Genomic DNA, 25,789 nt, shown 5'->3' with positions numbered 1-25,789 from the left:
CGCCATCTGCAACGGTGGGCTGCGGACAAGGAGGCAAGGTGACGACTTTCCCCGGAAGCGCCCGTGTCGAGATGGTCATGGGCATGCCGGTCAGTGTGGACATCCGCACCGCTCTCCCGGTGCGTGAGATGACGCCCCTGCTGGATGACGCGTTCTCCTGGCTGAGGTGGGTGGAAGACACCTTCAGCCCGGTAAGAGAGGACAGCCAGATCGGCCGCCTCAACCGCGGCCAGACGATCAAGCAGATCCCCGAGCTCATCGAGGTCCTCCACCGCTGCGACGAGATCAGCCAGGCCACCGACGGCTACTTCGAGGCCCGCATCAACGGCGTCACCGACCCGTCGGGCTACATCAAGGGCTGGGCGCTCGAACGCCTTTCCCGCGCCCTGGTCAACGCGGGCGCGGGCGACCACCGCATCAGCGCGGGCGAGGACATCAGGGTGCGCGGCTCGGCCGCCCCGGGCAAGCGCTGGCGGGTCGGCATCCGCGATCCGCGCAAGGACGTGATCCGCAAGGTCGTCTTCGCCCACGACCTCGGCATCGCCACCTCCGGCGGCGCGCCCATCGTCAACCCGCACACGGGGGCCGTGGAGGAAGGGCTCGGCTCGGTCACCGTGATCGGTCCCGACCTGGGCCAGGCCGACGCGTACGCGACCGCCATCTACGCCATGGGGCCCATGCTGTCCAGGCGCTTCGCGGCCGACCTGGCGGCGGCGGGGCCGTACCAGACGATGATCATCACCCGTGACGGGCAGGAGGTCAGCACGCCCGGGTTCGCCGAATTCAGCGGCAGCGAGGCCCGCATGGCGGGCTGAGCGCGCCCGTGTGATTACGGAGGGTGGCCCGTATCGGCCTCGCGAGGTCACCCCCCGGCGCCCTGGGAGCACGGTCAGGCGTCGGGATGTTTACGCAAATACTCTATGTAGATCGGGCGCAGCGCCTCACCCAACTGCCCCTCGCCGGAGGCGATGGCATCGCTGAGCAGCGCGGAGACCCTGCTGAGGTCGTTGGCGGCCTCCGTCCCGTGACCGCTGGCGGCCTCGGCGGCCGGGATCACCTTCAACAGGTCCCAGAGAAACCCCAGGTCCCCGTGCCGTACGGCGTACCGCACCGCACGGTCGTGCAACTCGTCGGCCGGCAACGACTCGAGCCCGTTCGCGTCCATCTCGCTCCCTCCCCCTGGACGCCTCTTCCCGAGTTGGGCCAACCATAACCGACGACTACGCACAGTAGCCGCTGAGAATCGTAGTGGCCGCGCCACTATCGAAGTGCCGATCTCAAGTGGGAGGATCAAGCAGCGTGAGATTCATCATCAGAACCATCGCCGCGGCGGCGGCCCTCTGGGTGGCCATCCAACTGGTCCCCGGCATCGAGGTCAGCACCTCCCCCAACTCCGCCAAATACTGGGGCGTGCTGCTGATCGTGGCGTTGATCTTCGGCATCGTGAACGCGATCGTCAAGCCCATCGTCAAGGCCCTCGGATGCGCGATCATCGTTCTGACACTGGGCCTGTTCCTCCTCGTGATCAACGCGGCCATGCTGCTGCTGACGAGCTGGATCTCGACCCAGCTCGACATCCCCTTCCACGTCGACAACTTCTATCCGGCCGCCTTCTGGGGCGCGATCATCATCAGCGTGGTGAGCTGGCTGCTGGGCCTGTTCATTCCCGACGGCGACTGAACCGCCGGTGGAGCTCGACGGCGCCGGCCTGACCTGCGCGCAGGTCCACGAGGCCGCGTACGACGGTGCCCGGGTCACGATCGCCTCCCTCGATCGGGCCCGGGCCGCGTGGGCCACCGCTCAGGAGCTCACGGGCCCCGTGTACGGGCGGAGCACCGGCGTGGGCGCCAACAGAGGCGTCATCCTCGACAAACCCGGCCTCGACCTGCTCCGCAGCCACGTGTGCGGCGCCGGCCCGATGATCCCGCCGGCCCGCGCCCGGGCCATGCTCGTGGTCCGGCTCAACCAGCTCATCGCCGGCGGCTCCGGCATCGATCCGGCCGTCCTGCCGGCGCTGGCCGAGGCGATCAACGGCGGCTTCACCCCGCCGATCCAGACGTACGGCGCCATCGGCACCGGCGACCTCTCCGCCCTCGCCACCACGGCCCTGTGCCTGCTCGGCGAACTCCCCTGGCACCACGAACCCCCACCCCCGTTCCCTCCGGGGGCGCCTTCGATCGACGTGGCCGGGCCCCGCTTCCCCTTCGCCCCGGAGGACGCGCTGCCGTTCATCAGCTCGGGGGCCGCCACGCTGGCCGACGCCGCCATCGCCTGCCACCGCCTCCGGCTCCTCCTGGAAGCCGTCATCGACGTGGCGGCGATGTCGTTCACCGCCGTGGGCGCCTCGGCCGAGCCGCTGGCGGCCGCCGTACAGGAGGCCCGCCCCCACCCCGGCCAGGCCGCCGTGGCCGCCCGCCTGCGCGGCCTGCTCACCCAGGAGCTGGCGACCCGCGTGCAGGACCCGTACGGCTACCGGGCCTTCGCCCAGGTGCACGGGGCCGCCGTGGACGCCCTCGACCGGGCCACCGCCGCCGTCGAGATCGACCTCAACGCCGCCGCCGAGAACCCCCTCATCGCCGGCTCCCTGGCCTGGCACAACGGCAACTTCCACTCGGCCCCGCTGGCGCTGGCGCTCGACGCGGCGCGTGCCGCGCTCGTACAGACGGCCCAGCTCAGCGCCGCTCGCCTGGCCACCCTCATGGACCCCGCCTACACCGGCCACCACCCCTTTCTCGCCGACCGCCCGGGGTCGTCGGGGGCGCTGATCCTGGAGTACGTGGCCCAGGATGCCCTGGCCGAGCTCCGGCTCCTCGCGACGCCGGTGACGACGGGCACGGCGGTGATCTCCCTGGGCACGGAGGACCACGCGGGCTTCGCCACCCAGGCGGCCCGCAACGCCCTGCGCTGCCTGGAGCCCCTGGAAATCGTCCTGGCCTGCGAACGCACCGCCGCCCTCCGGGCCCTCAACACCCCCACCGCGGACCGCCCCCTCACCGACGACCTCACCGCCTCCCGCCACGCCCTGACCCTCCACCCACCCCTCTGACCCCCCGAGTGCGCCCGCCCTCGGGGGTGCCCGCTCTCGGGTGCCCCCTAAGGGATGCGCACCGAGGCCGGGGAGGCGTCACGTCATGCGGGCGACCGATCCCCGCTCGCGAAGGGTGGGCTCCTGGACGACGCGCCGCCGCCGGGTCCCCCCGTCCGCCGCCGCCGAGATGAGGCGGACCGCGGCCTTGACGATCCCGTCGATGTCCCAATCGACGGTCGTGAGACCAGGCGTGAGCAGCCCGGACATCGGGTGATCGTCATACCCCATGACCGACACGTCGTCGGGCACGGCCAGCCCCAGCTCCTGAGCCGCGGCGTAAACCCCGTAGGCGATCGAGTCCGCGAAGCAGAACACCGCGCTCGGCCCCTGCCCCGCCAGCAGCTCCCGCGCCGCGGCGGTGGCCCCCGCCAGCCCGTGCGGGGCGGTGGCGACCACGATGTCCAGCCCCAGCCGGTCGGCCTCGGCGGTGACGTGCACGTCGGCGGGCCGGTCGGGAGTGCTGGCCCGGGTCGGGGTGAGGACGGCGATGCGGCGGTGGCCCAGCGCGCGCAGGTGCTCCAGCGCCAGCGTCACGCCGCGCCGGTTGTCGAAGACGACCTCCCCGGCCGTGCCCGCGATCGAGTCGCCGATCGCGACCACCGGCAGCGACTCGCACAGCTCGGGCCAGAACGCCGCCGCCGGATCGATCGGCTGGACGATCAGCCCGTCGACGCGCTGGTCGCGCAGCCGCTGGGCGAAGGCCCGCTCGCGGGCGGGATCGCCCACCGCGTCAAGGATCAGGGCATAGCGGTCTTTCTCCCGCAGCCCTCTGCTGATGCCGACCGCCAGGGACTGCTGCCACAGGTCCTCCAGCGAGCCGCACAGCAGGCCGATCATGCCGGTGCGCCCGCTGGCCAGGGCCCTGGCGATGGGGTCGGCCTCGTAGCCCAGCTCGGCGGCCGCCGCGCGTACGCGCTCCATCGTCTCCTCGGAAACCTGCAGGCCGCGCAGCGCGTATGAGACGGCTGCCGGTGACAGGCCTGTGGCCTGAGCCACCTCCCGGATCGTGGCTCTCTTGCGAGGCATTAAGCCAGCCTATTCGCTAGCGCCGACAGAACCGATTCCAGTCAGACGATTCGCGCTCCTCACCGCGCGTGCGCCGCCCCGGAACGCCGGGCCTGTCGGTGTTTCCGGCGGCGCCGGGCCCGTTGACAACGGCCTTGTGAAGCGGTTCACTGAACCGTATCACTGAAACGCTTCACAGCTCAGTGTCGCAAGGTGGCGCGGGTTACCTGTAATGTTAGTAGGGAATAGGGGAAGGAGGAGGCCGTGAGCATCGACGTCCATCAGCACGTCTGGACGCGCCCGCTCGTCGACGCCCTGCGCGCCCGCTCCTCCCCTCCCCACGTCGACGGCTGGACGTTGTTCCTCGACGACGAGCCCCCGTACGAGATCGATCCCCAGGACCTCGAGCACCGCGACACCACCGGCCTGGAGCTGGCGCTGGTGTCGCCGTCGAGCCCGCTCGGCATCGAGTTCCTGCCGCCGGAGGAGTCCTGGCCGGTCATCGACGCCTACCACGGCGGCGCGCTCGCGCTGGGCGAGCCGTTCGGGGCCTGGGCGTCCACGTGCCTCAGCCGGCCCGACCCCGAGCGCCTGGCCCGGGACCTCGGCCGCGGCTTCGCGGGGCTGCAGATCCCCGCGACGGCCGTGCCCGACGACGGCCTGCTCGAGGTGCTGACGGACCTGGGCCTTCCGCTGTTCGTCCACCCCGGCCCGGCCGCGAAGACCCCGGGCACGCCGCCCTGGTGGCCCGCCGTGGTGCCGTACGTCCAGCAGATGCACGCCGCGTGGCACTACTTCCACGCCGTCGTCCGCCCCAGGCACCCGGAGCTGCGCGTCTGCTTCGCCCTCCTCGCGGGGCTGGCCCCACTGCACTCCGAGCGCCTGATCGCCAGGGGCGGCGGCAGCCGCGGCCTGGTCGATCCGAACTTCTTCGTGGAGACCTCCTCCTACGGCCCGCGGGCGATCGACGCGATCGTCCGCGAGCTGGGCATCGACGTCGTCGTCAACGGCTCCGACGCCCCTTACGCCACCGCACCCGAGCCCGGACTCGGCGCGGCCGCCGGCCACGCCATCCGGGTCGTCAACCCCCGTCGTCTATTGAGCGGAAAGGAGACTCGTACGTGAGCACTCAGCAGATCCAGGACGGGGGCACCTGTGCCCGGTTGCCCGAGCGCACGCTCGACCGGCGCGAACTGCGCGACCTGGTGAACGAGCTGGCAACCCACCCCGAGGAGTGGCGGGACCAGGTGCAGTTCCCCGAGGACGGCGGCAGGCACTACGCCTCGCTCTACCGTGACGCGTACGTGGACGTCTGGCTGCTCTGCTGGCGCCCCGAGGACGACACCGGCTGGCACGACCACGACATCTCCTCCGGCGCCGTCCACGTGGTGCAGGGCGCGCTCCTGGAGTGCAACCCGCGCATCGGCGGCGAGCACCTGGAGACCGTGGTCACGGAGGGGCAGTCGTTCTCGTTCGGGCCCGACCACATCCACCGGCTCAACGGCGCGGTGGACGAAAGCGTCTCCATCCACGCCTACTCGCCGCCGCTGTGGCGGCTCGGCCAGTACTCCATCGACGACACCGGCGTCATGCGCCGCGTCTCGGTGAGCTACGCCGACGAGCTCAGGCCGCTGGACGACGCGGTGGTGGCCTGAGCACGCAGCAGCTTCCGCAGGGCTCGACATCGGGCAGTGTGATCCACAGGCAGCAGGTCCTGCGGAAGTAGCCGTCGCCGGCGGGCTCGATCAGCCCGTCGACCGGCGGGCCGATCTCCTTCAGCAGCCGCATGTAGTCGCCCGGCACGATCGACGTCAGCGGATGGGCGAGCGCCTCGGCCGTGGATCCCCACAGCGTCCGCTCGCCCACCTTCGCGATCGCCCCGACGGCCCGCACCAGCGGCGCCTGCGACTCGGCGAGCGCCTCGCGGATCGCGGCGGCCCCTTCGGACCAGCTCACCCGCGTGGCCGCGATCGTCACCCCGGCGTCCGACACCTTGAAGTACGTGTCCGCCGGCCGCATGATCGGCACCCGCCCGTCCAGCGCCCAGCCGAGCGCCATGGGCATGGTGTGCCAGTAGCTGTAGGTCTTCCAGAACAGCGCCGCGCCGACGTGGCGTGGCGCGTTCCAGCGCGCGGCCGTCTCGTCGATCAGCCCGAGCAGCGTCGCGTACGGCTCCCGCAGCAGCTCGGTGACCGGCGTCCAGCTGCCGTCGGGCTCGATGACCAGGCTCGGCTCGACGCCCAGCACCCCGCCACGCGCGTCGGCGACCCGCTGGAGCGTCTCGGTCAGCACCCTGAACCCCCTAAAGGTTAGCCTTACCTAAGGTAGCAGGCCGCCCCGCGAACCACCCAGCCGCGATCTGCACCACGAGCACCCCCAGCCCCGCCAGCAGCGGCACCGTCCAGCCGCCGGAGACCTCCCTGAGGAACCCGAACAGCAACGGCCCCACCGCCGCGATCCCGTACCCCACGGACTGCGCCACGGCCGACAGCGCGGTCACGGTGGCCGGATCGGCGGGCCGCAGCGCGATGATCAGCAGTGCCAGCGCGAACGAGGCCCCCTGGCCGATCCCCAGCACGATCATCCACAGCCAGGGCGCGGCCGTGGGGGCCAGCAGCATGCCGAGGTAGCCGAGCACGGTCAGCACCCCCGCTCCGACCACGTACGGCACCTGCGAGGCCCGCCGGCCCGCCAGCACGGGGATCGCCAGCGAGGTGCCGACCTGGACCAGGTTCGTCAGGCTGAGCAGGTAGCCGGCCTGGTCGGCGGGGAGTCCGGCCTCCAGGAAGATCGTCGGCAGCCAGGCCAGCATGACGTAGAAGGTGAGCGACTGCAGGCCCATGAGAGCGGTCACGGACCAGGTCACGGGGCTCCTGAGCACCACTCCGAACGGCCTGGGCCCGTTCTGCGCCCCGCTCTGCTTGCGCAGCGCCTGGGGCAGCCAGAGCAGCGCGGCCAGCAGGGCGGGCACGGCGAGCAGCGCGGAGACGCCGCGCCAGCCGTACCCGGTGGCGTGCTCGATGGGGACGACCAGCCCGGAGGCGAGGGTGGCGCCGGCCACCACGGCGGCGACGTAGACGCCGGTCAGCAGGTTGACCCGGGTGGGGAAGTGCTCCTTGACGACGGCGGGCATGGAGACGTTCATGACGGCGATCGCCGTGGCGGCCAGGGCGGAGCCGAGGTAGAGCACGGGCGCGCCGCCGAGGCCGCGCAGCGTCACGCCCGCCGCGATGACCAGCAGTCCGGCCAGCAGCGTGCGGTCGAGCCCGAAGCGCCGCGCGAGCAGCGGCGTGACCGGCCCGAACACGCCGAGGCAGACCACCATGACCGTGGTGACGGCGCCGCCGCCGGCGGGCGACAGGCCCACGTCCTTCATGATCTCGTCGAGGAGCGGGGAGACCCCCGCGATGGCGGGGCGCAGGTTGAGCGCGGCCAGCACGAACCCGGTGACCAGCACGGCAGATCTCAACGACATAGGGCACCACTCTCGCATAACCCCTGACAACGTTGTCTGCCTGGTCCAGGTGAGGAATGATCCTGGCGTGAGACCGACGATGAAGGACGTCGCCTCGGCGGCGGGCGTGGCGCTCAAGACCGTCTCGCGCGTCGTGAACGGCGAGCCCGGCGTCCACCCGGCCACCGCCGAGCGGGTGCGCGCGGCCATCGAGCGGCTGGGCTACAGCCGCAACGAGAGCGCGGCGGTGCTGCGCAGGGGCAGGACCGCCACGGTCGGGCTGGTCATCGAGGACGTGGCGGACCCGTTCTACTCGGGTCTGAGCCGGGCCGTCGAGGACGTCGTCATCGAGCACGGCTGCCTGCTGCTGAGCGGGTCGTCGAGCGAGGAGCCGCTCAGGGAGCGCGAGCTGGTCGAGACGTTCTGCGCGCGCCGCGTGGACGGGCTGATCATGGTGCCCGCCGGCGAGGACCACACGTACCTGCGGCCCGAGCTGGAAGCCGGCACGCCGGTGGTGTTCGCCGACCGGCCGCCGGGAGCGGGGATCGACGTGGACACGGTGCTCGCCGACAACCTGGGCGGCACCGGGGAGGCGATCCGCCACCTCATGGGCCACGGCCACCGCAGGATCGCCTTCCTCGGGGACGCCCCGGGGATCTTCACCGCGGCCGAGCGGCTCAACGGCTACCGGCAGGCGCTCGGAGGGTTGTTCGACGAGCGGCTGGTGTCGATGCGGCCGCCCTCACTGGAGGGCGTACGCGCCGACCTGGCCCGCATGTTCGCCCTGGACGATCCGCCCTCCGCGCTGTTCACCGGCAACGGCCGCTACACCGTGACGGCGCTGCGCGCGCTGGCGGGGCGCCGGGTGGCGCTGGTGGGGTTCGACGACTTCGAGCTGGCCGACCTGCTGACCCCTGGGGTGAGCGTGGTGGCGCAGGACCCCGCGTGGATGGGGCGGGTGGCGGCCGAGCTGCTCTTCCGCCGCCTGCGCGGCGACACGGGCCCGCCGGAGCACATCGAGCTGCCGGTACGGCTCATCGCCCGCGGCTCCGGCGAGCTCCCCCCACCGGCCTGACCGGTCAGGCGACCCGCTCGTCCACGCCCACGGCGCCCACGCCGCTGGTGAAGATGCCGCCGCAGTATCCCCGGGACTCCCCCGACGCGCCGGGCGCGAGCGTCACCCACTCGCCCACGACGTCCGGCGCCCGGCCGCAGACCACCACGGCCCGGAACCTCCAGGTCTGGCCCGTGGGGTTGGTGCAGGACGCGATGCCGAGGTCTCGGTCCTGCGCGTGCACGTAGGTGTCGCAGCGCAGGACCGTGGCCGCCGCCACGGCGGGCGGCGCCATGTTCCCGACCACCAGGCCGACGGCCACCGCGACGTACATCCCCTTGGACATTGCCTCTCCCCTATCCCCCGTATTACTGTGCGCAGCCGATCGTAAGCGCAGAGTAGTAGTCCTGTCTGGAGAACCTCATGGCGGCTAGCCTTTCCAGCGGAGGACGCGGCAGTGGCCCCCGGGGACATCACCGCCTATAGTCGTTTGCGCATCGGTTCAGCAAAAATGTTCACAGGAGCGCGCGCATGAATGCCGCCGACGTCGCACCCGAGACGCAGGCCAGGTTCCCGCTTGAGCTGATGTACGCGGCGGCCCAGCAGTACTACATCGAGGAGGCCACGCAGGGCGACATCGCCCAGCGGCTCGGCGTCTCCAGGGCGACCGTGAGCCGGCTGCTCACCGAGGCCCGCAAGCAGGGCATCGTCGAGATCAAGGTGCACCGGCCGGCCGCGCTCGCGGACGGCCCGCTGGCCGCCGAGGTGGCCGAGGCGCTCGACCTGGAGCGCGTCTACCTGGTCCCCAAGGTCAGCGGCCCCACCCTGGGCCCGTGGCTGGCGCCCGCCGTGACCCGCGCGCTGGCGGCGGTCGGGCTGGAGTCCGGCGACGTCGTGCTCGTCTCGTCCGGCACCACGGTCTACGAGTGCGCCCGCGAAGGGCTCGGCCAGTACCCGGGCGTCACGATCGCGCCCGCCGTGGGCGGCCAGGAGGAGCCGCAACCCTGGTTCCAGACCAACGAGACCACCCGTATCCTGGCCGAACGCGCCGGCGGCGTGCCCGCCTACCTCTACGCGCCCGCGCTGCCCGGCCCCGAGCTGTTCTACTCGCTGCAGCACGAGCCGTCCGTACGCCGGGTCATGGACCTGTGGGCGCACGCCAAGTGCGCCGTCGTCGGCGTCGGCTCGGCCCCGCTGATGCGGCAGATGACGCCCTCCCTCATGCCGCGCGACGCCGACAGCCTGCGCCAGGCCGTGGGCGACGTGTGCATGCGCGTCTACGACCGCGACGGCGAGCCCGTCACGTACCCGGGCAGCGAGCGCCTGGTCGCCACGAAGCCGGAGGAGCTGCGCCGCATCCCCGCCACGATCGCGGTCGCGGTGGGCGCCGAGAAGGTGCTGTCCATCGTCGCGGGCGCCAAGGGCGGCTACTTCAACCAGCTCGTCACGGATGTCCCGACGGCAGAGGGCCTGGTGGCCGCCGCTCGCCAGCTCTGAACATTTTTGCTGGACAAAGTTTCAGCACCCGCGCTACCGTGAGCCGCACCACAGGATGTGCCTGGTTGTGAGGGCATTGTCCTGTTTCGGGGGCAGTGCGTCATAGATCCCGGTAGCAAGTGAGGAACGAAACCCGTGAACAGAGCTAAGATGCGGACCTCCGCGTTCGCCGCAGCAGCAGTGCTCGCAGGCTCGGTGCTGGCCGCGTGCGGCTCCGGCTCCGGCTCGACCGGCGGGGACACCAGCGGCGGCGGCAGCGGCGCCGTCCAGAACGCCAAGGTCGCCTTCCTCATGCCCGACCTCGCCTCCACCCGGTACGAGCTGGCGGACAAGCCGCTGTTCGAGGCCAAGATGAAGCAGCTCTGCCCGACCTGCCAGGTCATCTACCAGAACGCCGACTCCGACGCCGCCAAGCAGCAGCAGCAGGCCAACTCCGCGCTCGCCCAGGGCGTCAAGGCCATCGTGATCGACCCGGTCGACTCCGCCGCCGCGGCCACCATCGTCAAGTCGGCCCAGGCGCAGCAGGTGCCGGTCATCGCCTACGACCGGCCGATCCCGGCCACGCCCGCCGATTACTACATCTCGTTCGACAACGAGAAGATCGGCTCCATGATCGCCCAGTCCCTGGTCGACCACCTGAAGAAGGAGAACGCCAAGGGCGGGATCCTCCAGGTCAACGGCTCGCCCACGGACGCGGCGGCCGGTCTGATCAAGAAGGGCATCCACAGCGCGGTCGACCCGAGCGGGTTCAAGGTGCTGGCCGAGTACGACACCCCCGACTGGCAGCCGGAGAAGGCCCAGACCTGGGTCAGCGGCCAGATCACCCAGTTCAAGGACCAGATCGTCGGCGTGGTCGCGGCCAACGACGGCACCGGCGGCGGCTCGATCGCCGCGTTCAAGGCCGCGGGCGTGAAGGTGCCGCCGATCACCGGCAACGACGCCGAGCTGGCCGCCGCCCAGCGCATCATCGCGGGCGACCAGTACAACACGATCTCCAAGCCGATCAAGATCGTGGCCGAGGCCTCCGCGAACGTGGCGTGGGAGTTCATGCAGGGCAAGAAGCCCGCGGGCAAGGCCACGCTCTACAACACCCCGTCGGAGCTGTTCGTGCCCACGGTGGTGACCAAGGAGAACATCAAGGAAGTGCTGTTCGACAGCGGCATCATGAAGGCCGCCGACGCCTGCACCGGTGAGTACGCCAAGGGCTGCGGCGAGCTCGGAATCAAGTGATGAGCGTCCTCTCTCTGCGCGGGATCAGCAAGACCTTCGGCGCGGTGGCGGCGCTGACCGACATCGAGCTCGACGTCGCCGCCGGCCAGGTCGTCGCGGTCGTGGGAGACAACGGCGCGGGAAAGTCGACCCTGGTCAAGATCCTCTCGGGCGTGCACCCGCCGGACGGCGGCACGATCACGTTCGAGGGGAACGAGGTCCACATCCCCACCCCGGCCGCCGCGCACAAGCTCGGCATCGCCACGGTCTTCCAGGACCTGGCGCTCTGCGAGAACCTCAACGTGATCCAGAACCTGTTCCTCGGCCAGGAGATCCGCCCGCTGCGCCTCAACGACGTGGCCATGGAGACCCGCTCGTGGGAGCTGCTCCGCCAGCTGTCCGCCAAGATTCCGAGCGTACGGGTACCGGTCGCGGCGCTGTCGGGCGGCCAGCGGCAGACGGTGGCCATCGCCCGGTCGCTGCTCGGCGACCCGAAGGTCATCATCCTCGACGAGCCCACCGCCGCGCTGGGCGTGGCGCAGACGGCCGAGGTGCTCAACCTGGTCGAGCGGCTGCGCGAGAACGGCCTGGGCGTCATCATGATCAGCCACAACATGGCCGACGTGAAGGCCGTCGCCGACACCGTCGCCGTCCTGCGGCTCGGCCGCAACAACGGCGTGTTCGACGTGGACCAGGTCTCCACCGAGGACATCATCGCCGCCATCACCGGCGCCACCGACAACGTGGTCTCCAGGCGGGCGCAGAGAGGGAACGGCTCATGAGCGCAGTGACGACCGACCGCCAGGACGAGCGCCTGCAGGACCGCGACGGCCTGCGCGGAGCGCTCGCCGACGTGATCGAGCGGGCCCGCGGCGGCGACCTGGGCGTCATCCCCGTCGTGGTCGGGCTCGTGGTCATCTGGACGGTCCTGCAGGTCCTGAACCCGATCTTCCTGTCCAGCGCGAACCTGGTGAACCTCACCCTGGAGTCCGCCGCTGTCGGCATCATCTCGCTCGGCATCGTCTGCGTGCTGCTGGTGGGCCAGATCGACCTGTCCGTCGGCTCGGTCAGCGGGCTGTCGGGAGCGGTGCTCGCGGTGCTGTTCGTGGGCCAGGGGCTGCCGGTCTGGCTGGCCATCGCCGCGGCGGTGATCATGGGTGCGGTCGTCGGCTGGCTGTACGGCCAGCTGTTCAACCGGTTCGGGGTACCGAGCTTCGTGATCACGCTGGCCGGCCTGCTCGCCTTCCTCGGGCTCCAGCTGTACGTGCTGGGCACCAAGGGGTCGATCAACCTGCCCTTCGACTCGGGCCTGGTGAACTTCGCGCAGCTCGACTTCGTGCCGGCCTGGCTGTCGTACACGTTCGCGGTCGTCGCGGCCGTCTGGCTGTTCGTCACCGGATACCTGCACGCGCAGGAGCGGCGCAAGGCCGGGCTGTCGGCCAGGAGCGTGTCCACGCTGGCCGTCAGAAGCGCGGCGCTGCTGGTCGTGCTGGCCTTCGTGGTCTGGTACCTGGGCCAGACGCGCGGCGTGGGCTGGATGTTCGTCTTCTTCGTGGCGCTCGTGCTGATCATGCACTACCTGCTGTCGCGGACGAAGTGGGGCCGGGCCGTCTACGCCGTCGGCGGCAACGTGGAGGCCGCCCGCCGGGCCGGCATCAACGTCAGGGCCGTCTACACCTCGGTGTTCGTGCTCTGCTCGACGTTCGCCGCGGTCGGCGGCATCCTGGCCGCGGCGAGGCTCGCGGCGGCCAACCAGTCCAGCGGCGGCGGCGACGTCAACCTCAACGCCATCGCGGCGGCCGTGATCGGCGGGACGAGCCTGTTCGGCGGGCGCGGCACCGCGTTCGGCGCGCTGCTCGGGATCATCGTCATCCAGTCCATCTCCAGCGGCCTGACCCTGCTCAACCTCGACTCGTCGATCAGGTTCGTGGTCACCGGAGCTGTGCTGCTGCTCGCCGTGATCGTCGACTCCGTGTCGCGCCGGTCGAGGACCTCCCACGGCAGGGCCTGATGGCGATCATCTGCGTTGACGCAGGCACCACGGTCATCAAGGCGGTCGGGTACGACGCCGAAGGCGCGGAGGCGTTCGTCGCCCGGCGGGAGACCGTGGTCTCCAGACCCCTGCCCGGCCACGCCGAGCAGGACATGAACGCCGTCTGGGACGCGGTCGCCGCCACCGTGCGCGAGGTCGCCGCCCAGGTGGACGGGGTCGACTTCGTGGCCGTGACCGCCCAGGGCGACGGCTGCTGGCTGGTCGGCCCGGACGGCGAGCCGACCGGCCCCGCGATCCTCTGGAACGACGCCAGGGCGGCCTCGGCCGTGGACGGCTGGACCCGCTCCGGGACCGCGGCCGAGGCGTTCCGGCTCAACGGCTCGTCGGCCGCCTCCGGGCTGCCGCACGCGATCCTGACCTGGCTGCGCGCGAACGATCCCGGCCGGCTGGAGCGGTCGAGCGCCATGCTCACCTGTGGCGGCTGGATCTTCGCGCGGATGACCGGGGAGCTGGCGGCCGACGAGTCCGACGCCTCCGCACCGTTCATGGACCTGCGGGCGCGGGCGTACTCCCCCGCGCTGCTGGCCCTCTTCGGCACGGAGTGGGCCGAGCGGCTGCTGCCCCCGATCCGCTCCGGCCACGTCGCCGAGCTGTCCGGGGACGCGGCCTCCGCGCTGGGGCTGCCCGCCGGGACACCCGTCGTGATGGCCCCGTACGACATCGCCGCCACGGCGCTGGGCGCGGGCGCGGTGCGGGCCGGGCAGGCGTGCGGCATCCTCGGCACCACGCTCTGCACCGAGGTCATCGTCGACTCGGCCGACCTGGAAGGCGAGCCGATCGGGATCACGATCGCGCTGACCGGCGGCTACCTGCGGGCCTTCCCCACGTTCGCGGGCACCGAGGTGGTGCAGTGGACATGCCGCATGATGGGGCTGAGCGGCCCGGCCGAGCTGGGCGACCTGGCCCTGCTGAGCGAGCCGGGCGCGCGCGGGCTGACATTCCTGCCGTATATGTCGCCCGCCGGTGAGCGGGCGCCGTTCTCGGACCCGCTGGCCAGAGGGTCGCTGCTGGGCATGTCGTTCGAGCACGGCCGCCCGGACGTGGCGCGGGCGGTGCTCGAGGGGCTGACGATGGTCATCCGCGACTGCCTTACCGCCACCGGCGCCGCGCCCACGGAGCTGCGCGTGTGCGGGGGCGGTTCGAACAGCACCGCCTGGCTCCAGCTGATCGCCGATGTCACCGGCCTGCCCGTGCGCCGCCCGGCCGACACCGAGGTGGGCGCGCGGGGCGCGTACCTGGTGGGACTGGCCGCCACCGCCGCCGCCCCGTCCATCGCGGCGGCCGCCTCGGAGCATGTACGGCTGCGCGACGCGCTCGAACCCAACCCCGCCCGCCAGGCGTCGTACGACCGGCTGTTCGACGACTTCTTGACCCTGCGCCAGGCGAACGCGGTCTCCTGGCCGCTGCTGGCCGAGATGAGGGGCCGTACATGAGTGTCTGGATCGGCATCGATCTCGGGACCCAGAGCGTGCGCGCGATGGCCGTCTCCGGGGACGGGCAGGTGGTCGGCACGGCCGGCCGGCCGCTGACCAGCCACCGCGACGGGCCCCGCCACGAGCAGGACCCCGAGCAGTGGTGGCGCGAGCTGGCCGCCGCCACCCGCGAGGCGCTGCGCGACGTGCCTCCCGAGCAGGTCGCGGGCGTGGCCGTGGCCGCCACATCTGGAACGATCCTGCTCACCGGCCCTGACGGCCGGGCGCTGACGCCCGCCCTCATGTACGACGACCGGCGCGCCGACGCCGGGCGCGCCAACGAGGCGGGCGCCCGCGTCTGGGAGCGGCTCGGCTACCGGCGCATGCAGCCCAACTGGGCGCTGCCCAAGCTCCTGTGGCTGCTCCAGGACGCGCCCGCCGGAGCGCGGCTGGCGCACCAGAACGACTTCGTCAACCGGCGCCTCGTCGGCCACGAGGTGGCCACCGACCTCAGCAACGCGCTCAAGACCGGCGTGGACCTCATCGAGGAGCGCTGGCCGTCCGAGGTGCTGGACTCCCTGGACGTGCCGGCGGAAATGCTTCCCGAGGTCGTACGGCCCGGCACCCGCCTGGGCGTGGTCTGCGCGGCCGCCGCCGAGGAGACCGGCATCCCCGCGGGCACGCCCGTGATCGCCGGGACCACCGACGGGTGCGCGGCCCAGCTCGGCGCGGGCGCCACCCGGGTCGGGAGCTGGAACTCGGTGCTCGGCACGACGCTGGTGCTCAAGGGCGTGACGAAGGAGCTGATCCACGACCCGCTCGGCGTCGTCTACTCGCACCGCGCTCCGGACGGCTCGTGGCTGCCGGGCGGCGCGTCGAGCACCGGCGCCGGCGTGCTCTCCCGCGACCTGCCCGGCCGCGACCTCGACGCGCTGAGCGCCCAGGCCGCCGCCCGCCCGGGCCCGCCCGCGAGCGTCACGTACCCGCTGGTCTCGCGGGGCGAGCGCTTCCCGTTCGACGCGCCCGGCGCTGAGGGGTTCACGCTCGGCAACCCGGCCGACGACGTCGAGCGCTACACGGCGATCCTGCTCGGCGCTGCCTTCGTCGAGCGCCTCTGCTTCGACTACCTCGACCTCCTCGGCGCGCCCGTGGACGGCGAGATCATCCTGACCGGCGGCGCCACCCGCAGCGCGTACTGGACCCGGCTCAGGGCGGACGTCCTGGGACGTCCGGTGACGCTGCGGGAGAACGCCGAGCCCGCCCTGGGCATGGCCGTCCTGGCGGGCGGCGACCCCGGCCGGATGATCAGGACCCGCGCGGTCGTCGACCCCTCGGGAGCCGACTTCACGGAGCCCTACCTGCGCTTCGTCACCGAGCTGGAAGGGCGCGGCTGGCTCGACCCGGCCGCCGCCCGGCACGCACGCGAGAGGACCGCCCGATGACCGACCTCGTCCTGGTCCGCCACGGCGAGACCGTCTGGCACGCCGAGAACCGCTACGCGGGGATCAGCGACATCGAGCTGACCCCGCGCGGCCACGCCCAGGCCGCCCAGCTGGCCGAGTGGGCAGGTCAGGCGGGCCTGGCGGCCGTGTGGGCCTCCACCCTCAGCCGGGCCCGGATCACCGCCGCGTCCGCCGCCGACCAGGCGAAGGTGGAGCTCCGGACCGACCCGAGGCTGCGCGAGCTGGACTTCGGCGAGGGAGAGGGCCTGACCTCGGCCGAGATGGCGGCCCGCTTCCCCGAGGCCCGCGCCGCGTTCGAGTCCGACCCCGCCGCGCACCCGCTGCCCGGCGGCGAGGACCCGAGCCTGGCCGCCGACCGGTTCGTGGCCGCCCTCGACGGCATCGCCGCCGCCCACCCCGACGGGCGCGTGCTGGTGGTCGCGCACACGACCGCCATCAGGCTCGCCCTGTGCCGCCTGATCGGGGTGCCGCTCGGCGAGTACCGGCGGCTGTTCCCGCGTCTGGACAACTGTGCCCTGACCGAGCTGCGCCTGCGCACCGGGCGGCGGGCCGCGATGCTGCAGTACAACTCCCCGATTGGAGCCGTTCGTTGACCATCCGTGTGCTTGCCGCGGGCGACCACTTCGTCCAGAACCGCCTGCTCATCGACGCGCTCAGGCGCGAGGTCCCCGGCGAGTTGGACATCAGCGAGCTGACGCTGCCGTGGCCAGTCGAGCCGTTCGGCCGGGTGGGTGAGGTGGACGAGGCCTCGGACGTGGAGGACGAGCTGATCGAGGCGCTACGCGGCGTCGAGGTCTGCGTGACCCAGATGGCCCCTTTGACCAAGCGTGTCCTGGACGCCTCTCCCGACCTGCGGCTGTTCTGCGTGAGCCGGGGCGGGCCCGTCAACGCCAACCTGGAGGCGGCCACGGCGGCGGGCGTGGCGGTGACGTTCGCGCCGGGCCGCAACGCGGTGGCCACCGCCGAGCACACCCTGGCCATGCTGCTGGCCGCCACCCGCCGGATCCCCCAGACGCACGGCGACCTGGCGGGGGGCGTGTGGCGGGGCGACTACTACATGTACGACAACGTCGGCCCCGAGCTGGACGGCAACACGGTCGGCCTGGTCGGCTACGGCGCCATCGGCCGCCGCGTGGCCCGCATGCTCGAAGGCTTCGGCGCGGAGGTCCTGGTCTATGACCCGTACGTGGACGTGCCCGGCCGGGTGGAGCTGGACGAGCTGCTCCGGCGCTCCCACTTCGTCTCCCTGCACGCCCGCGCCACCCCCGAGACCAACGGCATGATCGGCGCGGCCGAGATCGCCGCCATGCCGCGCGGCTCGGTCCTGGTCAACTGCGCCAGGGGCGCGCTGGTCGACTACGACGCCGTGTGCGACGCGCTGGACTCGGGCCACCTGTTCGGGGCCGCCATGGACGTCTTCCCGGAGGAGCCCATCCCGGCCGGCTCGCGCCTGCTCACGACCCCGAACCTGATCATGACTCCGCACCTGGCCGGGGCCAGCAAGCAGACGGCCATGAAGGCGGCCTCGATCGTGGCCGCCGACGTGGCCCGTTACGTACGCGGCGAGCCCCTGTCCCACGTGGCTACCCCTTGAGCGCCCCCGCCATCAGCCCGCGCATGAAGAACCTGCCCAGCAGGACGTAGATCAGCATCGTCGGGATCGACGACAGGATGGCCGCCGCCATCTGCTGGCTGTACGGAGTGGCCTGCGCGCCGGCGATGTTGTTCAGCATCACGGTCGTGGGCCAGTTCGTCGGCCCGGTCAGGAAGACGGCGAACAGGAAGTCGTTCCAGAGCGAGGTGAACTGCCAGATGACGACCACCGCGATCGCGGGCGCCGACACCGGCAGCACCACCGACCAGTACGCCCTCAGCATGCCCGCCCCGTCCACCCGGGAGGCCTCGATCAGCTCGTCGGGGATCGTGACGTAGTAGTTGCGGAAGATCAGCGTGCAGATCGGGATGCCGTACACGACGTGGGCCAGCACCAGCCCGGGGATGCCACCGTAGAAGACGCCCTGCAGCCCGGTCAGCTCGTTCAGCCCCACGAGCAGCTGCACCAGCGGGATCATGACCCCCTGGTACGGGATGAACATGCCGAACAGGAACAACGTGAACAGCACGTCCGCCCCGGGGAAGCGCCACTTGGACAGCACGTACCCGTTCATGGACCCGAGCGCGCACGACAGCAGCGAGCCCGGCACGGCCAGCAGCACGCTGTTCCACAGGCCGGGGGCCAGCTTCTCCCAGGCCACCTGCCACGCCTCGGTCGTCCACGTCCGCGGCAGGTTCCACGCCTGGCCGGGGTCGGCCTCCGTGAGCGGCTTGAAGCTGGTGACCAGCAGCACGTAGATGGGGATCAGGAAGATCACCACGAAGAGGATCAGCAGCCCGAAGCGCAGCCAGGGGAAGGCCGCCCGGCGCGTGGCCACCGCCGTCATGAGCGCCTCTCCTTACGCACGGACCAGATCAGGTACGGGATCACGAAGATCGCCACGCTCAGCACGATGTACGACGCGATCGTGGCGCCCTTGGCCGGGTCGTGCGAGTCGAACACCGCCACCCACATGAACACCGCGGGCACGTCCGTGATGATCTGCTTGCCCGACACCGCCACGATCAGGTCGAACACCTTGAGCGAGATGTGCCCCAGGATGATCAGCGCGGACAGGGTGACCGGCCGGAGCAGGGGCAGCACCACGTGCCGGTAGACACCCCACTCGGTGCAGCCGTCCACCCGCGCGGCCTCCCGCAGCTCCTCGGGCACGCCGCGGAAGCCCGCCAAAAACAGCGCCATGACATATCCGGACATCTGCCAGATGGCGGGGATCGCCATCGCGGCCATCCCCCAGTCCGGATCCCTGAACCACTGCCACTGCGGCAGCCCGATCCAGTCGAACAGCCGGTTCAGGCCGACCGCCCGCTCCCCCGTCCCCGAGTTCATCAGCCACCGCCACACGATGCCGGTCGCGACGAACGAGATGGCCATCGGGAACAGGTAGATCGCCCGGAACGTCCCCTCGCCCCTGATCCCCTTCTCCATGAGGAACGCCAGCAGCCACCCGAGCAGGAGCGCGCCCAGCACGAACGCGACCGTGAAGACGATCGCGTGGTTCACCGAGAGGTGCCATCGCGGCTGGTCCCAGATGTCGATGAAGTTCCGCAGCCCCACGAACTTCCCCTCGGACACCTCATCGTGCTTGTCCGTCATGGCCAGCCGGAAGTTCCAGCCGAGCATGCCGTACACGAAGACGCCGATCAGGATGATCGACGGCGTGACGAGGAGGAGTCCGGGCAGCCACGTGCGTGCCCGCCTCACAAGCATTCCCTCCCACGGACCCGGCGGGCGCCGGTCGGCGCCCGCCGGACCTCGCTACTGAGCGTTGGACTTGGCCGCGTCGGCGAGCCCCTGCTGCAGGGCCTTGACGTCCTTGCTGCCGATGAACAGGCCGACCGACTCGGTGATCGCCGCCAGCCACGGCTGGTTGACCGAGACGCCGTGCTGGATCGACCCGGCGAGCTTGTTGCTCGACCAGTCCTTCAGCGCGTCGGCCAGGTAGTCGGTGTAGAGGGCCTGGTCGGCGTCCTTGCGGGCGGGGATGGAGCCCTTCTTGGGGTTGAAGGCGTCCTGGCCCTCCTTGCTGGCCGCGACCTTCAGCCAGGCGATGGCCCCGTCACGGTTCTTCGCGCCCTTGGGGAGGGTGAAGCTGTCGGACAGCCACATGTACGTGCCCTCGGTCCCGGGAGCCGGCGCCCAGTCGAAGTCCGTCTTCGACTTCTTGCCCAGGCCGCCCTCCGGCGGGTTGTGGAAGTAGCCGTACGCCCAGTCGCCCATGATGTTGAACGCGGCCTCGCCGTCGGCGACCTGCTTGGCGGCCGGCTGCCAGTCGTCCTGCGGGTCGCCCGCGTACGACATGATCTTGGCGAAGCTCTCCAGCGCCTTGGTCACCTGCGGGCTGTTCCAGTCGGCGCCCGGCTTGAACAGCGCGTTGTAGGCGTCGGTGCCCATCGAGCCGAGCAGGACGTTCTCCATCAGGTGGGTGACGGTCCACTCGGAGCCGATCGACAGCGGGATCTTGCCCTTGGCCTTGACCTTCTCCAGGTCCGCGATGAACTCGTCGATCGTCTTGGGCGCGGCGGCCACGCCGGCGTCCTTGAGCACCGCGGGGTTGAACCACAGCACGTTGGAGCGGTGGATGTTCACCGGCACCGAGTAGATCTTGCCGTCGACGCTGATCTGATCGACGAGCTGCGTGGGGAAGACGTCCTTCAGCTTCAGCTCGTCGTACAGGAAGGTCAGGTCCTCAAGGTTGCCGGCCTTGATGTAGCCCTGCAATTCGGCGCCCGCGTGGCCCTGGAAGGTGTCGGGCGGGGTGCTGGCCTGGAGCTTCGACTGGAGCAGCGCCTTGGCCTTGTCACCGGAGCCGCCCGCCACGGCGGCGTCGAAGAATGTGTAGTTCGGATTCTGCTGCTCGAAGATCTTCTTCATCGCCTGGAGGCCGTCGGCCTCGCCGGGGCCCGTCCACCAGGAGAAGACCTCAACCTGTTTCTTCTCTCCGCCGCCGCCACTGGCGGCCGGAGACTGGGACGACTGCCCGCCTCCGCCGCCACCGCAGGCCACCAGGCTCAACGCGCTCACGATCGAGATCGAGACGGTCGCTAACCACCGTCGCATCGCACACCATCCCTTCGAAGCCCCCGAAGTTGGTGATTTGACAACGTTGTCAACCAACGGCCATCTACCCACTTCCCGCCGCGCGGCGTCAAGGGATGGGCGGATAACAGCTCCGCATACTCAGCGGACGCGCTCGAGCCCGCCGTCGGGGTTCGTCACCACCGTGACGCTGAAGTCGTAGCTCGTGCCGGGCGGCTCGCCGCCGCCCGCGGCCACCACCAGCGCGCCCTTGGACACGCCCAGGCAGACCAGGACGACCAGGTCGCACCGGCTGTCGGGCTGCCACGTGGTCAGCACGACGTCGGACTCGGCCAGGCCCACGGGCAGGTCGAGCTCCGCCATCCTGGACAGCAGGTCGGCGTGGGACATCCGGCGGCCGTCCGCCGTCAGCAGCGCGTCCTGGCGCTTGGCGTCGAGCGCGGGCAGCGGGGTGGGCTCCAGCGTGAGCAGGCAGCGGAAGTCGATCGTGTCGAGCGCCGTGCCCAGCGAGACGACCTGGCGCACCCGGGACTCGTCGGCCGCCCGCACCGCCGTCTCCGCCAGGTCGGGGGTGGTGATCAAGGTGCGCGCGTCGCACTCGCGCAGCCACGCGGCCATCTCCCCGGCGCCGAGCGCGGGATCGATCGGCGCCGCCACGCCGCCCGCCGCGAGCACGGTGTGCACGGCCAGCGTCTGCGCGCCGGCCGTCGAGACGTGCACGCCCACCACCTGGTCGCGCCGCGCGCCCCTGCGTACGAGCCCCGAGGCCGCCCTGGTCACCTCGGTCACCAGCCTGCGGTAGCCGTAGACGTGGCCGCCGCGCAGATCGACGAGCGCCGGCCGCTCCCCGCGCTCGTACGCCTGGCGGAACACCTCGTGGATCACGGTCCCGGTGGTCGAGGCGGCAGGCTTCATGACCGCCAACGTACGGCCGCCGGGCATGCACAGCATCCACCGATCTATGTAGGCAGATGTGCATTCCCGCGGGCGGGCCCGAGCCCTGCGCGACTCGAGCCCGCTGCCACGCGCCCGGAACCGGACCTCCACCCCTCCGAGGAGGCCCAGCTCCGCGCGGACGCGTGACGTCCCCGATGGATCGGCCGCACCGCAAAGGGTGGAACGTCGGTGCGGCCGATCACACGTAGCAACGGTAGGTGTGCAGATGGGTGCCGCACATGCGCTGACATGGCCATTCGACGATGTAAACCGGCAGGCTCCGTGATGTGTAGAGAGGTACGCGGATCAGCGGCTCTCGATCACCCATGCGGCGATCTGTGTACGTGTGGAGAAGCCCAGCTTGGACAGAATGTTGGCCACGTGGCGGGCGGCGGTCGCCGGGCTGATGACCAGTTCGTCGGCGATGGCCCGGTTGCTGAGCCCTCTGGCGATCAGCTCGGCGATCTCGCGCTCCCTGACCGTGAGCCTGCTGTCCTGGCTGACCGGTACGACCGGCTCCATGGGGCGTTCGGGCAGCGCGCCGTCCAGAGCGCACGCCACAGCCTGTTCGGCGGTCATCCCCGCGCCCTCGGCCCACAACATGCCGACCACGGCCTCGCCCAGCCCGGTCCGCGCCGGTCGCAGGACGTCCTCCGTACGCGCGTCCGGCTGGCGGCTGCGCAGCGCCACCGAGGCAGCGGCCAGCAGGACCGCGCGCCGGTGGTCGCCCTCGGCGGAGACCAGGACCGCCCACTCCTCCAGCCGCCTGGCGATGCCCGCGCGCAGCCCCGCGTCGCGGCTGAGCACCAGCGCCTCGGTGAACCTGGCCCTGGCCTCCACCAGGTCACCCTGGTCGAGCGCCACCTTGCCGAGCCCGGCCAGGCAGCTCACGATCTGCTGCCTGGCGTCCACGTGCCGCAGCAAGCTCAGCCCCGACTCGTAGTGCCGCTTCGCCGTCGGAAGGTCGCCCGAGCGCCTGGCGACCTGGGCGAGCCCGATGTGGGCGAAGGACCGGCCCACGTGGTTGTCGAGCCCCTCGTTGATCGCCAGCACCTCCTCGAACCCGCGCTGCGCCTCCCGCAGGCGGCCGTGGTGCAGGCCGAACTGCGCCCGGGTGCCCTGAGCCAGCGACTCCAGGATGAGGTCGCCGGAGCGCCTGGCCAGCTCCAGCGCACGGGTCAGGGTCTCGGGCTCGCCGGTGAGCTGGGCCAGCACGATCATGCCGACGGCCTCGCCGTACGCGTCGTCGACGGACCTGCACAGATCGAGCCCGGCGCGGGTACACCACGTGGCCAGTTCGAGATCGCCCGCCGCCAGCGCCAGCTCGCCGCGCAGGATCGTGGCCTGACCGCGCAGCGCCGGCCGCATCTGCGGGACGTCGAGGGCCAGCAGCCGGTCGAGCCGCTCGGCCATGTCGAGCTTCCTGCCGCTGCCGACCAGCAGGTAACGCAGGTCGGTCAGCAGGCTCAACGCGGTCTCCGGCAGGCCGATGGCGACCGACCACTCGCAGGCCGAGCCGACCTCGACCTTGAGCGCGTCGAACAGGTTCACGTACCGCTCGATCACCGGCCACGACGTGCGCGCGCCCGGCGCGATCGCCTCCTTGAACCCGCTCGCCATCGCGGCCAGCGCCGTCAGGTGCCTGCGCCGCAGCTCCGTCTCCTCGCCGGACTCGGCGAGCTGCTCCAGCGCGTAATCCCGTACGGTCTCCAGCAGCCGGTAGCGCGCCTGACCGGCGATCTCGCCGTCGAGCGCGACCAGCGACTTGTCCACCAGATCGCACAACCGGAGCAGCACGTCCTCCTCGGGCAGCCCCGGCCCCGAGCAGACCGCCTCGGCCAGGTCGAGCGTCCACGAGGAGCGGAAGGCCGCCGTGCGGCGCAGCAGCAGCCGCTCCTGCGGGGAGAGCAGCCGGTAGCTCCAGTCCACCGCGGCCCTGAGTGTGCGGTGCCGGGCCGGAGCCGTACGCGCGCCGCCCGCCAGCAGCCTGAACCGGTCGTCCAGCCGCTCGACGAGCTGGCGGACGGACAGGACCCGCACCATGGCGGCGGCCAGCTCGATCGCCAGCGGCAGGCCGTCGAGCGCCTGGCACAGCTCCGTGACCAGCGGCCGGCTCTCGTCGGTCAGCTCGAAGTCGGGCCGGGCGGCGGTGGCCCTGGCCACGAACAGCCGCACGGCCTCGCTGTCCTCCCCACCCACCGACAGGGGCGGCACCCGCCACACGGTCTCGCCGGGCACGCGCAGCGGCTCCCTGCTGGTGGCCAGCACGGTGAGCCCCGGGCAGGCGCAGAGCAGGTCACGGCACAGCTCCGCGCACTCCCCGATCACCGGCTCGCAGTTGTCGAGCACCAGGAGCGCGCGCCGGCCCGCGATCGACTCGGCCAGGTCGCCCGCGATGCCGAGCGCGGCGGCGACGTACTCTCTCAGCTCGCCCTTCTCCAGGTCGGCCAGCTCGATCAGCCACACGCCGCCCGGGTGGTCGGGGCCCACCCTGGCCGCGAGCCGCATCGCCAGCCGGGTCTTCCCGATGCCGCCCGCGCCGCAGAGGGTCACGGCCCGGGAGACGCGCATCAGATGGGCGAGCTCATCTAGATCGGACTCCCGGCCCACGAACGCGTTCGGCTCGGCCGGCAGGTCGCTGAAGTCGGCGAATCGCAGCATCACTGTGAGTGTGTCACCAACTACGCCGCGCGCCCAGACATAATCGGTGGAGATCTGTCAGTGCCCGTGGGCACACTCAAGTCATGGTCGATGAGCCGCTCGAGCTCGGTGAGATCTCCTTCTCCGACTGGCACGCCCATCAGGACAAGCTGGCGGAGGTCGGTTTCCTGACCATCGCCAGGCGGCTGCCGTCACTCGTGACACAGGCGATGCGCATGGCCTGGCAGGCCGGCCGGCGCGACACCCTCGCCACGATCACGCTCAACCTCCTCGGCGGCGTCTTCACGGCCTTCGGCCTGCTGGCGACCACCGGCGTCCTCAGCGCCCTCTTCAGCGAGGGCCCCACCCCCGACCGCGTGCTGGCCGCGCTGCCCAGCCTCGTGCTGGTCGGGGTGGCCGCGACGCTCCGCACCGGCGTGCAGGCCGGCGCGGGCTGGGCGCAGTCCCGCCTCGACCCCCAGGTGAGCCGGCTCACCGAGGAGCGCCTGTACGGGCTGACCAGCCGGGTGGAGCTCGTGGCCTACGACGACCCCGAGTTCCACGACGCGCTGCAGCGGGCCAGGTTACGCGGCGTGGCCATGGCCGACTCGGTGGTGACCTCGGCCATCAACGTGGTCACGGCCGCGGTCGGCATCGCGGCCGTGGCCGGCGTCCTCGGCGTGCTCCATCCGGTGCTGCTCCCGCTCCTCCTGCTGGCGGTGCTGCCCGACGCCTGGGCGGCGGTCCGCAGCGCCAAGATGCGCTACACCACCCTCTACGCCCTCATCCCTGCCAACCGCCGCAAGTGGATCATCGCGGAGCTGCTGGCCGAGCGCGAGCCGGCGGCCGAGGTGCGCTCGTTCACCATGCGCGGCTTCCTGCTGCGCATGTACGACGCGGTGGCCAGGGCCGAGCAGGACGTCCTGCTCAAGCTCGCCCGGCGCCAGACCTTCGCCCGCCTGGTCGGCGAGGCCCTCGGCGGCCTCGGCTCCGCCCTCGTCTACGTGGCCCTCGGCGTGCTCCTGGCCCTGGCCGCGATCCCGCTGGCGGTGGCGGGCACCGCGGTCCTGGCGATCAGGTCCGCCCAGTCCTCGCTGGCCAACCTGATGTACGCCACCAACCGCCTGTACGAAGAGGGCCTGTACTTCACCGACTTCCTGGAGTTCTGCGAGGACGCCGAGCGCCGCGTCCCCGCCGCGCGCGAGGCGTCGGTGCCCGAGAACTTCGAACGCATCACGGCCACGGACATCACCTTCACCTACCCCGGCGCCGAGGCGCCCGCCCTGCGCGAGGTCTCGATCGAGATCAAACGCGGCGAGGTCAT

At 71.6% G+C, this 25,789-nt stretch carries 25 protein-coding genes; 15 read left to right on the top strand and 10 right to left on the bottom strand.

The features are described 5' to 3' along the window. Positions 1-38 precede the first annotated feature (38 nt). A complete protein-coding gene (locus tag AB0J87_RS49720; RefSeq protein WP_363979348.1) occupies positions 39-815 on the top strand; it encodes an FAD:protein FMN transferase in 777 nt (258 codons plus the stop codon). 74 nt (positions 816-889) lie between these two features. Here AB0J87_RS49720 and AB0J87_RS49715 read toward each other — a convergent pair whose 3' ends face one another. Further along, the gene (locus AB0J87_RS49715) at positions 890-1,165 is read right to left on the bottom strand and encodes a hypothetical protein (protein WP_185068012.1); all 276 of its coding nucleotides are present in this window, start codon (positions 1,163-1,165) and stop codon (positions 890-892) included. A 134-nt stretch (positions 1,166-1,299) separates the two neighbouring features. Here AB0J87_RS49715 and AB0J87_RS49710 point away from each other — a divergent pair, with 134 nt between their 5' ends. Together AB0J87_RS49710 and AB0J87_RS49705 are read left to right on the top strand one after the other, a co-directional pair. Continuing rightward, the gene (locus tag AB0J87_RS49710) at positions 1,300-1,680 is read left to right on the top strand and encodes a phage holin family protein (RefSeq protein ID WP_185068013.1); all 381 of its coding nucleotides are present in this window, start codon (positions 1,300-1,302) and stop codon (positions 1,678-1,680) included. A gap of 7 nt (positions 1,681-1,687) precedes the next feature. Beyond that, a complete protein-coding gene (locus AB0J87_RS49705) occupies positions 1,688-3,046 on the top strand; it encodes an aromatic amino acid lyase (RefSeq protein ID WP_363979345.1) in 1,359 nt (452 codons plus the stop codon). Between the two features lie 78 nt (positions 3,047-3,124). On the opposite strand, the gene AB0J87_RS49700 is transcribed toward AB0J87_RS49705, so the two are convergent. Beyond that, positions 3,125-4,114, bottom strand: coding sequence for a LacI family DNA-binding transcriptional regulator (locus AB0J87_RS49700; RefSeq protein ID WP_363979342.1), 990 nt, complete (start codon positions 4,112-4,114; stop codon positions 3,125-3,127). 243 nt (positions 4,115-4,357) lie between these two features. Between AB0J87_RS49700 and AB0J87_RS49695 the strand changes: the two genes are divergently transcribed. Both AB0J87_RS49695 and AB0J87_RS49690 read left to right on the top strand, forming a co-directional pair. Further along, positions 4,358-5,218 carry an amidohydrolase gene (locus AB0J87_RS49695; RefSeq protein WP_363979339.1) on the top strand — a complete coding sequence of 287 codons (861 nt, stop codon included), beginning with the start codon at positions 4,358-4,360 and terminating at the stop codon, positions 5,216-5,218. After that, positions 5,215-5,748, top strand: coding sequence for a cysteine dioxygenase family protein (locus AB0J87_RS49690; protein WP_350741611.1), 534 nt, complete (start codon positions 5,215-5,217; stop codon positions 5,746-5,748). The genes AB0J87_RS49695 and AB0J87_RS49690 overlap by 4 nt, the downstream gene beginning before the upstream one ends. Here AB0J87_RS49690 and AB0J87_RS49685 read toward each other — a convergent pair. Both AB0J87_RS49685 and AB0J87_RS49680 read right to left on the bottom strand, forming a co-directional pair. Beyond that, a complete protein-coding gene (locus tag AB0J87_RS49685; RefSeq protein WP_363979337.1) occupies positions 5,717-6,385 on the bottom strand; it encodes a (2Fe-2S)-binding protein in 669 nt (222 codons plus the stop codon). The two genes, AB0J87_RS49690 and AB0J87_RS49685, sit on opposite strands and share 32 nt — an antisense overlap. 10 nt (positions 6,386-6,395) lie before the next feature. Then, positions 6,396-7,568, bottom strand: a complete 1,173-nt coding sequence (locus AB0J87_RS49680; RefSeq protein ID WP_363979334.1) for an MFS transporter — start codon at positions 7,566-7,568, stop codon at positions 6,396-6,398. A gap of 79 nt (positions 7,569-7,647) precedes the next feature. On the opposite strand from AB0J87_RS49680, the gene AB0J87_RS49675 reads away from it, so the two are divergent. Then, positions 7,648-8,622: a LacI family DNA-binding transcriptional regulator gene (locus AB0J87_RS49675; RefSeq protein WP_363979825.1), complete on the top strand. Its 975-nt coding sequence runs from the start codon at positions 7,648-7,650 to the stop codon at positions 8,620-8,622. A gap of 4 nt (positions 8,623-8,626) precedes the next feature. Here AB0J87_RS49675 and AB0J87_RS49670 read toward each other — a convergent pair whose 3' ends face one another. Further along, positions 8,627-8,947, bottom strand: coding sequence for a hypothetical protein (locus AB0J87_RS49670; RefSeq protein ID WP_350741616.1), 321 nt, complete (start codon positions 8,945-8,947; stop codon positions 8,627-8,629). 185 nt (positions 8,948-9,132) lie between these two features. Here AB0J87_RS49670 and AB0J87_RS49665 point away from each other — a divergent pair, with 185 nt between their 5' ends. The 8 genes from AB0J87_RS49665 to AB0J87_RS49630 all read left to right on the top strand — a co-directional run bounded on the left by AB0J87_RS49665 (position 9,133) and on the right by AB0J87_RS49630 (position 17,829). Beyond that, positions 9,133-10,098: a sugar-binding domain-containing protein gene (locus tag AB0J87_RS49665; RefSeq protein WP_363979331.1), complete on the top strand. Its 966-nt coding sequence runs from the start codon at positions 9,133-9,135 to the stop codon at positions 10,096-10,098. Positions 10,099-10,233: 135 nt separating this feature from the next. After that, entirely contained in the window at positions 10,234-11,328 is a 1,095-nt protein-coding gene (locus AB0J87_RS49660) for a sugar ABC transporter substrate-binding protein (RefSeq protein ID WP_363979328.1), read from the top strand. Next, positions 11,328-12,089 carry an ATP-binding cassette domain-containing protein gene (locus AB0J87_RS49655; RefSeq protein WP_357743857.1) on the top strand — a complete coding sequence of 254 codons (762 nt, stop codon included), beginning with the start codon at positions 11,328-11,330 and terminating at the stop codon, positions 12,087-12,089. The genes AB0J87_RS49660 and AB0J87_RS49655 overlap by 1 nt, the downstream gene beginning before the upstream one ends. Further along, positions 12,086-13,318, top strand: coding sequence for a sugar ABC transporter permease (locus tag AB0J87_RS49650; protein ID WP_363979325.1), 1,233 nt, complete (start codon positions 12,086-12,088; stop codon positions 13,316-13,318). The genes AB0J87_RS49655 and AB0J87_RS49650 overlap by 4 nt, the downstream gene beginning before the upstream one ends. Further along, on the top strand, positions 13,318-14,793 hold the full coding sequence (locus AB0J87_RS49645) for an FGGY-family carbohydrate kinase (RefSeq protein ID WP_363979322.1): 1,476 nt from the start codon (positions 13,318-13,320) through the stop codon (positions 14,791-14,793). Before AB0J87_RS49650 ends, AB0J87_RS49645 begins: the two co-directional genes overlap by 1 nt. Continuing rightward, positions 14,790-16,214, top strand: a complete 1,425-nt coding sequence (locus AB0J87_RS49640; protein ID WP_363979320.1) for an FGGY family carbohydrate kinase — start codon at positions 14,790-14,792, stop codon at positions 16,212-16,214. Before AB0J87_RS49645 ends, AB0J87_RS49640 begins: the two co-directional genes overlap by 4 nt. Continuing rightward, a complete protein-coding gene (locus tag AB0J87_RS49635; protein WP_363979316.1) occupies positions 16,211-16,828 on the top strand; it encodes a histidine phosphatase family protein in 618 nt (205 codons plus the stop codon). The genes AB0J87_RS49640 and AB0J87_RS49635 overlap by 4 nt, the downstream gene beginning before the upstream one ends. After that, a complete protein-coding gene (locus tag AB0J87_RS49630) occupies positions 16,825-17,829 on the top strand; it encodes a 2-hydroxyacid dehydrogenase (protein ID WP_350741632.1) in 1,005 nt (334 codons plus the stop codon). Before AB0J87_RS49635 ends, AB0J87_RS49630 begins: the two co-directional genes overlap by 4 nt. Here the strand turns inward: AB0J87_RS49630 and AB0J87_RS49625 are convergent. From AB0J87_RS49625 to AB0J87_RS49605, 5 genes are all read right to left on the bottom strand, one after another. Next, complete coding sequence (locus tag AB0J87_RS49625; protein ID WP_363979314.1) at positions 17,819-18,676, bottom strand: carbohydrate ABC transporter permease; 858 nt, start codon at positions 18,674-18,676, stop codon at positions 17,819-17,821. The two genes, AB0J87_RS49630 and AB0J87_RS49625, sit on opposite strands and share 11 nt — an antisense overlap. After that, positions 18,673-19,560 (bottom strand): sugar ABC transporter permease, encoded by an 888-nt coding sequence (locus AB0J87_RS49620; RefSeq protein ID WP_363979311.1) that lies wholly within the window; start codon positions 19,558-19,560, stop codon positions 18,673-18,675. Before AB0J87_RS49620 ends, AB0J87_RS49625 begins: the two co-directional genes overlap by 4 nt. Positions 19,561-19,608: 48 nt before the next feature. Continuing rightward, a complete protein-coding gene (locus AB0J87_RS49615; RefSeq protein ID WP_363979308.1) occupies positions 19,609-20,910 on the bottom strand; it encodes an ABC transporter substrate-binding protein in 1,302 nt (433 codons plus the stop codon). Positions 20,911-21,030: 120 nt separating this feature from the next. Further along, entirely contained in the window at positions 21,031-21,804 is a 774-nt protein-coding gene (locus AB0J87_RS49610) for an AMP-binding protein (RefSeq protein ID WP_363979305.1), read from the bottom strand. A 327-nt stretch (positions 21,805-22,131) separates the two neighbouring features. Further along, on the bottom strand, positions 22,132-24,486 hold the full coding sequence (locus AB0J87_RS49605; RefSeq protein ID WP_363979303.1) for a LuxR C-terminal-related transcriptional regulator: 2,355 nt from the start codon (positions 24,484-24,486) through the stop codon (positions 22,132-22,134). Positions 24,487-24,569: 83 nt separating this feature from the next. Here AB0J87_RS49605 and AB0J87_RS49600 point away from each other — a divergent pair. Continuing rightward, a partial coding sequence (locus tag AB0J87_RS49600) for an ABC transporter ATP-binding protein (RefSeq protein WP_363979300.1) occupies positions 24,570-25,789 on the top strand: 1,220 nt, incomplete at its 3' end.

This window comes from Nonomuraea sp. NPDC049625 (assembly GCF_040675285.1).
GTDB lineage: Bacteria > Actinomycetota > Actinomycetes > Streptosporangiales > Streptosporangiaceae > Nonomuraea > Nonomuraea angiospora_A.
This window is presented reverse-complemented; position numbering and strand designations above follow the sequence as displayed.